This window comes from Fredinandcohnia quinoae, assembly GCF_022427965.1.
Lineage (GTDB): Bacteria > Bacillota > Bacilli > Bacillales > Bacillaceae_L > Ferdinandcohnia > Ferdinandcohnia quinoae.
The window spans coordinates 1-10322 of sequence record NZ_JAKTTI010000067.1; the positions used below are offsets into that span (position 1 = coordinate 1).

The following is a 10322-nucleotide window of genomic DNA, read 5'->3' on the forward strand; positions in this document are numbered from 1 at the left end:
GTGGTGTGAGAGGGTCGAACGAATCAAAATTCCGATTCGTTCACTCTACTCGATTGTGTTTGATTTACTAAATTTTACAACCCTAAACCTTCGAAAACATGATAAAATGTAGAATACGAATAACCATGATAATGGAGTGGTTGACCATGAATAATAACCTCAAAGAGAAATTAGCGATATTACCAGATCAGCCTGGCTGCTATTTAATGAAGGATCGTCAAGGAACAATAATATACGTAGGGAAAGCCAAGGTTTTAAAAAACCGTGTTCGTTCTTATTTCACCGGTTCACATGATGGAAAAACATTAAGACTTGTGAATGAAATAGAGGACTTCGAATATATTGTAACTTCATCTAATATTGAAGCATTGCTTTTAGAAATAAATTTAATTAAAAAGCATGATCCAAAATACAATATTATGCTTAAAGATGATAAGACCTATCCATTTATAAAAATAACTGCTGAAAAAGAACCGCGGCTTATCATTACTCGTAATGTGAAAAAGGATAAAGGGAAGTATTTCGGACCTTATCCAAATGTACAAGCAGCAACTGAAACAAAAAAACTACTTGATCGGATTTATCCATTACGCAAGTGTACAACCCTACCAGATAAGGTATGTCTTTATTATCATATCGGGCAGTGCCTCGCACCATGTGTAAATGTCATACCAGAGGAAACAAATAAAAAAATGGTCGATGATATTATCCGGTTTTTAAATGGTGGCTATAAGGAAATTAAAGAGGAATTAACAGAGAAGATGCTTAAAGCATCAGAGGAATTAGATTTTGAACGGGCAAAGGAATATCGTGACCAAATTTCAAATATCGAAACAACAATGGAAAAACAAAAGATGACGATGAATGACTTTATTGATCGAGATGTTTTTGGATTTTCCTATGATAAAGGTTGGATGTGTGTTCAAGTATTTTTTATAAGACAAGGTAAGCTAATTGAACGTGATGTCTCTCTTTTCCCATTTTACAATGAACCCGAGGAAGACTTTTTAACCTATCTTGGGCAATTTTATACTAAAAATAATCATTTCAAACCTAAAGAGGTACTTCTTCCAAGTTCAATCGATAAAGAAATTGTCGAACAATTATTACAAATAGCTGTACAACAACCGAGCAAAGGAAAGAAGAAACAATTAATTGATCTTGCAAGTAAAAATGCTAAAATTGCGTTGAATGAAAAATTTGTTTTAATTGAACGGGACGAGGAAAGAACGATAAAAGCGATTGAAAATCTAGGGAATGCGATTGGAATTTATACGCCACATCGAATTGAAGCATTCGATAATTCAAATATTCAAGGTACGGACCCAGTTTCGGCAATGGTTGTTTTTACGGATGGAAAGCCTGATAAGAAGGAATATCGCAAATATAAAATCAAGTCAGTAGAAGGGCCAGATGACTACGAATCAATGAGGGAGGTTGTAAGAAGAAGGTATAGCCGGGTATTGAAGGAGAATTTACCTCTTCCAGACCTAATTATCATTGATGGAGGAAAAGGGCATATAGGCGCAGTTAAAGATGTTTTAGAAAATGAACTTGGATTAGATGTACCTATAGCTGGTTTGGCAAAGGATGAAAAGCATCGAACATCTGAATTATTAATCGGTGATCCGTTAACAGTTGTTGAATTACCTAGAAATAGTCAGGAATTTTATTTATTACAACGAATTCAGGATGAGGTCCATCGTTTTGCTATCACATTCCATCGACAAGTCCGTGGGAAAAGCGCATTTCAATCAGTACTTGATGACATACCTGGGGTTGGAGATAAACGTAAAAAGGGACTATTAAAGCATTTTGGATCAATTAAAAAAATGAAAGAGGCGAGCATTGAAGATATTCAAAAGGCAAATATTCCACGATCTACAGCTGAGTTAATTTTTGAAAAATTACAGCAATAGGTTGCTATTTTCAAAATCGTCTGATATAATTCAAAATAATTTCATAAGACACTTCATTACATTGAAGTGACGATAGAGGTGCGAGCTTTAATAGTATGTATTGGTAGGGGGATGAGCCCTGAAGAACAATGCAGAAAGGAAAGGTCGCCGAAGTGAAAAAAGTCTCATACCTTTTTTTGCTGGTCCTATGTTTAAGAAATATAGGATTGTCAGGATACTAATCTTGGAGAGCTATCTCACGATGTGACACGATTGTAAATTTAGCGTTATCACAGCAATGAGAGAATCCTCTCATTGCTGTTTTTTTATAACTAAAGGGGTTGAATAAGGAAGGGGTATACAAATGGGAATTATTGTTCAAAAATTTGGTGGAACATCAGTTGGTTCACCAGAACGAATTATTCATGTGGCAAACAGAATTATTCAAGAGGTAAATGCAGGGAATCAAGTTGTAGTTGTTGTATCAGCAATGGGAAAAACGACTGATCAATTAGTTGGTCTTGCAGCGGATATTAGTAGCTCACCAAGCAAGCGTGAGATGGATATGCTTCTCAGTACTGGCGAACAGGTTACAATTGCCTTACTATCCATTGCGTTACTAGAAAAAGGCTATGATGCCATTTCTTATACAGGCTGGCAAGCAGGCATTCAAACTGAATCTCTACATAGCAATGCGCGAATCACCGATATTGATATTTCAAGGGTAAAACAGAGTCTTGATGAGCAAAAAATAGTTGTTGTTGCTGGATTTCAGGGAGTAAGTGCTAATGGTGAAATCACTACATTAGGTCGTGGTGGATCTGACACTACAGCTGTTGCACTTGCTGCAGCACTTAAAGCTGAAAAATGCGATATTTATACGGATGTTACTGGTGTTTTTACAACGGACCCTCGTTATGTTACGTCTGCTAGAAAACTACAATCTATTTCATATGATGAAATGCTGGAACTTGCAAACTTGGGTGCAGGTGTTCTTCATCCAAGAGCAGTTGAATTCGCAAAAAACTATGAAATGCCACTAGAGGTTCGTTCGAGCATAGAATATGAAAATGGAACAATCATTGAGGAGGAAGTTTCAATGGAGAAGAATCTTGTTGTAAGGGGAATTGCTTTTGAAGATCAGGTCACTAGAGTAACTGTTTGTGGATTACCGAATGGGTTACAAACACTTTCAACGATATTTGGCACACTTGCTAAGCATGGAATTAACGTAGATATAATCATTCAAAGCACGTATGCTCATGATAAAACAAATATATCATTCTCCGTGAAAACGGATGATCTTCGGGATACGATTGGGGTATTAGAGAGCAATAAAGAACTACTTCGTTTTGATGAAATTCAACATGAAGGTGGATTAGCAAAAGTATCAATTGTTGGGTCAGGCATGGTCTCAAATCCAGGTGTTGCGGCTGATATGTTCCAAGTGCTAGCTAATGAAGAAATACAAGTAAAAATGGTAAGCACTTCAGAAATTAAAGTATCTACTGTTGTGGAGCAACAAAATATGGTTAAGGCAGTAGAAGCGCTTCACAATGCTTTTAATTTATCATCAATTGCACAAGAAAAAACACAAGTAAGAGCTTAAAAATGGACTAAAAAGACCTGCTAATTTCAGCAGGTCTTATCCCATTTAATCTTCAGTAATGTCTTTTTGGTCCCATTTTACAGTGAAGATCACTTTATTTGCTCTTTTCTTCTGTTGTTCATAGCTTTCTGTTAATTGACCACGCTGTTGCTGGATTTGTTGTGCAAGAAAGCCTGATTCAAGTTGATATGTCATCGTATCCTTATGCTTGAATCGTGTTGAAATCATTTCACTTGTTAAATGAAATTCCATATGATTTTTTTCACTTTTTTCAATAGTTAATTGACCCCATCCCGCATCTGAAAAAAAAGAAACAATCTCTTCAAGGGTAGGTAAGGGGAATTTTCGAGCAAGATTTTTACCACCCCAATAAAGAAGTTGTGGTGTTTCTTTTCCAAGTATATCTGGAAGTAAAATTTCTCTAATTAGTTCATAGCCAAAAACAGAAACCATTTGTTCGTTGGAAAATTCTTTAAGCTGATTGATGTTTTCATTATTCATGTGATTCCCCTCTTTCTCCAACCTTTATTATATAACATGGATGGGAAAGAAACACATGTAATATTTTGTTTCTTTTTGTCACACAAAGTTATGGTAATAAATAGGGAATTAGAGTGAAGGTACCGTAAATTGTGAAAAAATATTATCAATTCTATGTATAATTTGTGTACGTGTTTCCTTGACGCTCTTACTTTATGGGAGTAAAATGTATTTGTTACATTATACTGATAAAAGAAAATCAGCAAGGGCAGAGTATACAATATAATGCAAAGGTTTTCATTTTATCAAGTAGTCCTTTTTCATAATTAAATGGGGATGAAATTATTTTAGAAAAAGTACCATATGGTAATTGTTTGATCAATTACAGTGGTGCTGTGTATTTACTAAGGGGGGTAAAGAATGGCAGGTAATCGAGAGTTTTTTAGCCGCAGACTTCATTCATTATTAGGTGTTATTCCTGTCGGAGTATTTTTAATTCAGCATTTAGTAGTGAATCACTTTGCGACAAACGGTCCGGAATCCTTTAACAAAGCAGCGAAATTTATGGAAAATCTTCCGTTTCGCTATGTGTTAGAAATTGTTGTAATCTTTTTACCATTATTGTATCACGCAGTTTACGGACTTTATATTGCATTCACAGCTAAAAATAATGTGAGCAGGCATGGTCATTTTCGTAACTGGATGTTTTTACTCCAACGTGTGACGGGAGTCATCACATTAATTTTTATCGTGTGGCATGTATGGCAAACAAGACTAGCAATTGCAATTGGTACACAACCTGAAGTTAGCTATGATATGATGCATGAAATTTTTGCTTCACCAATAATGCTTATACTTTATTTCGTTGGTGTAATCTCAACTATTTTCCACTTTTCAAATGGTTTATGGTCGTTCTGTGTTAGCTGGGGTCTTACAATCACTCCACGTTCACAAAAGATTTTAACATATGTTACATTAGGCATTTTTATCTTATTATCAATCGTAGGCATTCGTGCAATTTTAGCTTTCGTTTAATATAAGTCTATACGTGTTCAAGTTATTTAGGACACCTCTATAACTGAAAATATTGGAGCGTTCGGTTATACATTTGAACGGTCTTTTTATTGGGGAGTGAATTATTTTGGGTAAAGGAAAAATAATCGTTGTCGGCGGTGGATTAGCTGGTCTAATGGCAACTATTAAAGCAGCAGAAGAAGGCGCACAGATTGATTTATTCTCATTAGTACCAGTTAAACGTTCTCACTCTGTTTGTGCTCAAGGTGGAATAAATGGTGCGGTTAATACAAAAGGTGAAGGAGATTCCCCGTGGGAACACTTCGATGATACCGTATATGGTGGGGACTTTTTAGCAAATCAGCCACCAGTAAAAGCAATGGCTGAAGCAGCTCCTGGTATTATACATTTATTAGATCGAATGGGTGTTATGTTTAACCGTACACCAGAAGGATTACTTGATTTCCGTCGTTTCGGTGGAACTGAATATCATCGTACAGCATTTGCTGGTGCAACAACTGGCCAACAATTATTATATGCACTGGACGAGCAAGTTCGACGTCATGAGGTTGCTGGATTAGTGACTAAGTATGAGGGTTGGGAGTTCTTAGGTGTAATCGTAGATGATGAAGGAGTTTGCCGCGGTGTAGTTGCTCAAAATCTACAATCAATGGAAATTAAATCATTCCCTGCAGATGCTGTTATTATGGCATCAGGTGGACCTGGAATTATTTTTGGAAAATCAACTAATTCAGTTATTAATACTGGTTCTGCAGCATCTATTGTTTATCAACAAGGTGCATATTATGCAAATGGTGAATTCATCCAAATTCACCCTACAGCAATTCCTGGTGATGACAAACTTCGCCTAATGAGTGAGTCTGCACGTGGTGAAGGAGGACGAATTTGGACGTACAAAGATGGTAAGCCATGGTACTTCCTAGAAGAAAAATATCCTGCATATGGTAACCTTGTTACACGTGATATTGCGACTCGTGAAATTTTTGATGTTTGTGTAAATCAAAAACTAGGTATCAATGGGGAGAATATGGTTTATCTTGATTTATCACATAAAGATCCTCATGAATTAGATGTTAAACTTGGTGGGATTATAGAAATCTATGAGAAATTCATGGGCGACGATCCACGTAAAATTCCGATGAAAATCTTCCCTGCAGTTCATTATTCAATGGGTGGATTATGGGTTGATTATGATCAAATGACAAGTATTCCTGGCTTATTTGCTGCAGGTGAATGTGATTATTCACAACATGGTGCGAACCGACTTGGTGCAAACTCGTTACTATCAGCTATTTATGGTGGTATGGTTGCTGGACCAAATGCTCTTAAATATGTTAGTGGACTTAAGAAGAGTGTTGACTCTTTACCATCTTCTCTATTCGAACGTCATGAAAAGGAACAAGCAGAGAAATGGAACAATATTATGTCTCTGAATGGGACAGAAAATGCATATGTTCTTCATAAAGAGTTGGGAGAATGGATGACAGCGAATGTTACGGTTGTACGCCATAATGATAGACTTTTAAAAACTGATGAAAAGCTCCAAGAACTACTTGAGCGTTACCAAAACATTAATATTAATGATACGGCTAAATGGAGTAACCAAGGTGCTACATTCACACGCCAATTACAAAATATGCTTCAATTAGCACGTGTAATTACAATTGGTGCATATAATCGTAATGAAAGCCGCGGTGCTCACTACAAACCAGAATTCCCTGATCGAAATGATGAGGATTTCTTGAAAACTACAATGGCTAAGTTTGTTGATGCAAAATCAAAACCAGATTTCCATTATCAAGAAGTAGACACTTCTCTAATTAAGCCACGTTTACGTGACTATTCGAAGAAAAAATCAGATGCGAAAGGGGAGAAATAAGAGATGTCTGAAACTGCAACTAAAACAAAAATGGTTAGATTCATTATTAGTCGTCAAGATACTCCTGATTCCACCCCTTATCAGGAAGAATTTGAAGTTCCATATCGTCCAAATATGAATGTAATCTCAGCATTAATGGAATTTCGCCGTAATCCAGTCAATATTAAAGGGGAAAAAGTTTCTCCAGTATCTTGGGAAATGAACTGTTTAGAAGAAGTTTGCGGTGCTTGTTCGATGATTATTAATGGGAAACCACGTCAATCATGCTCTGCACTTGTTGACCAACTTACACAACCGATCAGACTCGAACCAATGAGAACATTTCCTGTTGTTCGTGACCTTATGGTTGATCGTAGCAGAATGTTTGATTCATTGAAAAAGGTTAAAGCTTGGATTCCAATTGATGGAACATATGACTTAGGTCCTGGACCACGTATGCCGGAGCCAAAACGTCAATGGGCATATGAGTTATCAAAATGCATGACATGTGGAGTATGTCTCGAAGCGTGTCCAAATGTTAATAGTAAATCAGACTTTATGGGACCTGCCGTATTTAACCAAGTTCGCTTATTTAACGCTCATCCTACTGGTGAAATGAATAAGGCCGAACGTTTAAATGCATTTATGGAAGACGGTGGAATGCAAGGCTGTGGAAACTCACAAAACTGTGTTCAATCATGTCCAAAAGGGATTCCAATTACAACTTCAATTGCTGCAGTCAATCGTGACGCAACAATTCAATCGTTCAAAAACTTCTTTGGAAGTGACCAAGTATAAAAAATTGCTCCTTCATTAAATTGGAGGAGCCTTTTTTTATAGATTTATAGAACTTGTTAATCAATAGATATAGAAAGGACTACCTACATGAAACAAATAGCATATATAAATGATATCGATACATGGAAGAAGTCATTTACTTTTTATCATCCTATAAAAGTTCGTTTTTCAGAAACAGATATGTTCGGCCATTTGAATAATACCGTCCCATTTGTTTATTTTGAGGAAGCAAGAATTGAGTTCTTTAATCATTTAGGATTTATGCAAAAATGGACGAAAGAAACGAGTACCAATATTCCAGTAGTTGCTAACCAACAATGTGATTATGTCAAACAAGTATTTTTTGGTGAAGAAATTAAACTTTATGTCAAAATTCATGAAGTTGGAAAATCATCGTTGGATATACACTATATGGCGGAGGGGAAAGACGGGTCTCTGTGCTTTACGGGAAGAGGGACAATGGTTCAAGTTTCCACAATTACTGGCAGGGGTGAGCAGTGGTCCGATGAAATGAAGCAAATCATTGCCGAAAATACAAATCGTCATTGTACTCAATAATAATTCAATTTAGTTTTTGCATAGAAAAATAGACGCATAAATAAGTACAATAGACGTAGAAATAAGTCACAGCAAACCTCTCCTTTTCATAGTATATGATGACTAAATATATACCCATCCAATCGTTCAGCTCGAACCTTAGCAAGGAGGGTTACAATACTTGAAGGAGAAAGAATTTCAACCAAAACCGCTACTAACCAAAAGAGAGAGAGAAGTTTTTGAATTACTTGTTCAAGACAAAACAACGAAAGATATCGCGAATGAACTATTCATAAGCGAAAAAACGGTTCGTAACCACATATCGAATGCGATGCAGAAGCTTGGAGTCAAGGGGCGTTCTCAAGCAGTTGTAGAGCTCCTTCGTATGGGAGAACTTGAACTTTAAGTATTACCGGCTAAACTTTACATTTGTAGGGTAGCCGGTTACTTATTTATTAACGGATGGGATATAAAATATCCATGCTTGCATTTTACATAAAAAAAGTAGAAAATAAAAGAAATATAGGTAGGACTGTCTTTTTATGAGGAGGGGGATGTTATGGCTTTAATAGAGAATGCAAAAGATCAAAAGGTAGTTGCGGATATCGAAAAATCATTACGTTATATTTCCGGGATTATTAAACAAAAAGGCCGGGAGATATTAAGTAATTTTACTATTACGACTCCACAATTTTTAGCGCTTCAATGGCTGCTAGAAGATGGCGATATGACAATTGGAGAATTATCAAATAAAATGTTTTTGGCTTGCAGTACAACAACTGATTTAGTAGATCGGATGGAAAGAAATCAACTAGTAATGCGAGTTAAAGATCCTAATGACCGTCGTGTCGTTAGAATACATCTACTAGAAGAGGGCGAAAGAATTATCGAAGAGGTAATTAAAAAACGTCAAGACTATCTTCATCAGATTATGGAAAACTTTACACATGATGAAGTTGTTCTTCTCGAGACAAACCTTAAGAAATTACATCAAGAAATGCGAGTAGAATGAGGCGATCTTTTGAATAGACCAATCGGAATTATAGACTCAGGGGTTGGCGGTTTAACGGTTGCAAGGGAAATCATAAGGCAATTACCAAAGGAAAATACAATTTATTTGGGTGATACAGCAAGATGTCCATATGGTCCAAGACCGCGAGAAGAAGTCCGTCAATTTACATGGGAATTGGTTAATTATTTATTATCATTTGATATAAAAATGCTAGTTATTGCATGTAACACGGCTGCAGCAATTGCTTTGGATGAAATTCAATCTGAACTGCCAATACCTGTTATTGGAGTGGTGTTTCCAGGTGCCAGAACTGCACTTAAGGTGACGAAAAACCATAATATCGGCGTAATCGGAACTGTGAATACAATTAAGAGTGGTGCATATGAAACAGCACTCAAATCAATTAATAACCGTGTCAAGGTAGAGAGTTTGCCATGTCCACGTTTTGTTCCACTTGTCGAAAGTGGGGAGTTCGAGGGTGAAGATGCGGACGTGATTGTTGCTGAATCATTAGAAACATTCAAGGGCAAAGAACTTGATACTCTAATATTAGGCTGCACCCATTATCCTTTACTTCGACCAACGATACAAGCATACTTAGGAAATCGAATTAACCTTATAGACTCAGGTGCGGAAACAGCTCGTGAAGTAAGTACCGTACTATACTATAGTGGTCTACTTAATAAAGGAAAAAATGAAGCAGAGCATTTATTTTTAACGACTGGTGAAAAAGAGATATTTCAAAAAATTGCATCTAAATTATTTGAACACCCCGTTAATAATGTGAAATCGGTTCACTTATAAAAGTTCCCAGATGGGAGCTTTTTTTAATTTAGGGCGCTGAAACGACTTACGGGGAGGGGAAAAGTGGAAAATGTTGATGAGCAAAGTGATGAATCGCCTCACCGAGAGTAAAAAATTGTAAACTGGTGATGTGCAACGTGGTGAATCACCTCACCGAGAGTAAAAAATTGTAAACTGGTGATGTGTAACGTGGTGAATCACCTCACCGAGAGTGAAAAATTGTAAACTGGTGATGCGCAAAGCACTGAATCACCTCACTGGGAGTAAAAAAGTGGCAACTGTTGATGAGCA

General features: G+C 36.6%; 10 protein-coding genes and 1 riboswitch. Of the genes, 9 read left to right on the forward strand and 1 reads right to left on the reverse strand.

What is annotated here, in order from left to right; translation table 11 throughout:
• The first annotated feature begins 146 nt into the window (after positions 1–146).
• On the forward strand, positions 147–1919 hold the full coding sequence (gene uvrC, locus MJG50_RS21730) for an excinuclease ABC subunit UvrC (RefSeq protein ID WP_240257871.1): 1773 nt from the start codon (positions 147–149) through the stop codon (positions 1917–1919).
• Between the two features lie 65 nt (positions 1920–1984).
• Positions 1985–2161: riboswitch (Lysine riboswitch) on the forward strand.
• A gap of 101 nt (positions 2162–2262) precedes the next feature.
• A complete protein-coding gene (locus tag MJG50_RS21735; protein WP_240257872.1) occupies positions 2263–3507 on the forward strand; it encodes an aspartate kinase in 1245 nt (414 codons plus the stop codon).
• Positions 3508–3552: 45 nt separating this feature from the next.
• Here the strand turns inward: MJG50_RS21735 and MJG50_RS21740 are convergent, their stop codons facing one another.
• On the reverse strand, positions 3553–4008 hold the full coding sequence (locus tag MJG50_RS21740) for a YslB family protein (protein ID WP_240257873.1): 456 nt from the start codon (positions 4006–4008) through the stop codon (positions 3553–3555).
• Positions 4009–4407: 399 nt separating this feature from the next.
• Here MJG50_RS21740 and MJG50_RS21745 point away from each other — a divergent pair, with 399 nt between their 5' ends.
• From MJG50_RS21745 to racE, 7 genes are all read left to right on the forward strand, one after another.
• Positions 4408–5022 (forward strand): succinate dehydrogenase cytochrome b558 subunit, encoded by a 615-nt coding sequence (locus tag MJG50_RS21745; RefSeq protein WP_240257874.1) that lies wholly within the window; start codon positions 4408–4410, stop codon positions 5020–5022.
• 106 nt (positions 5023–5128) lie between these two features.
• Positions 5129–6901 carry a succinate dehydrogenase flavoprotein subunit gene (gene sdhA, locus MJG50_RS21750; protein WP_240257875.1) on the forward strand — a complete coding sequence of 591 codons (1773 nt, stop codon included), beginning with the start codon at positions 5129–5131 and terminating at the stop codon, positions 6899–6901.
• Between the two features lie 3 nt (positions 6902–6904).
• Positions 6905–7678 carry a succinate dehydrogenase iron-sulfur subunit gene (sdhB, locus tag MJG50_RS21755; protein ID WP_240257876.1) on the forward strand — a complete coding sequence of 258 codons (774 nt, stop codon included), beginning with the start codon at positions 6905–6907 and terminating at the stop codon, positions 7676–7678.
• A gap of 87 nt (positions 7679–7765) precedes the next feature.
• Complete coding sequence (locus tag MJG50_RS21760; RefSeq protein WP_240257877.1) at positions 7766–8236, forward strand: acyl-CoA thioesterase; 471 nt, start codon at positions 7766–7768, stop codon at positions 8234–8236.
• A gap of 160 nt (positions 8237–8396) precedes the next feature.
• Complete coding sequence (gerE, locus tag MJG50_RS21765) at positions 8397–8621, forward strand: spore germination transcription factor GerE (protein ID WP_077619002.1); 225 nt, start codon at positions 8397–8399, stop codon at positions 8619–8621.
• 153 nt (positions 8622–8774) lie between these two features.
• The gene (locus tag MJG50_RS21770; RefSeq protein ID WP_240257878.1) at positions 8775–9227 is read left to right on the forward strand and encodes a MarR family winged helix-turn-helix transcriptional regulator; all 453 of its coding nucleotides are present in this window, start codon (positions 8775–8777) and stop codon (positions 9225–9227) included.
• Between the two features lie 9 nt (positions 9228–9236).
• Complete coding sequence (gene racE / locus MJG50_RS21775) at positions 9237–10031, forward strand: glutamate racemase (RefSeq protein ID WP_240257879.1); 795 nt, start codon at positions 9237–9239, stop codon at positions 10029–10031.
• Positions 10032–10322 lie beyond the last annotated feature (291 nt).

What these genes read in the sequence shown, in the direction of transcription:
- MJG50_RS21740 (WP_240257873.1), bottom strand. Translation starts at nt 4,008, where the DNA reads ATGAATAATGAAAACATCAATCAGCTTAAAGAATTTTCCAACGAACAA.
- sdhB (WP_240257876.1), top strand. Translation starts at nt 6,905, where the DNA reads ATGTCTGAAACTGCAACTAAAACAAAAATGGTTAGATTCATTATTAGT.
- MJG50_RS21735 (WP_240257872.1), top strand. Translation starts at nt 2,263, where the DNA reads ATGGGAATTATTGTTCAAAAATTTGGTGGAACATCAGTTGGTTCACCA.
- MJG50_RS21745 (WP_240257874.1), top strand. Translation starts at nt 4,408, where the DNA reads ATGGCAGGTAATCGAGAGTTTTTTAGCCGCAGACTTCATTCATTATTA.
- MJG50_RS21770 (WP_240257878.1), top strand. Translation starts at nt 8,775, where the DNA reads ATGGCTTTAATAGAGAATGCAAAAGATCAAAAGGTAGTTGCGGATATC.
- MJG50_RS21760 (WP_240257877.1), top strand. Translation starts at nt 7,766, where the DNA reads ATGAAACAAATAGCATATATAAATGATATCGATACATGGAAGAAGTCA.
- uvrC (WP_240257871.1), top strand. Translation starts at nt 147, where the DNA reads ATGAATAATAACCTCAAAGAGAAATTAGCGATATTACCAGATCAGCCT.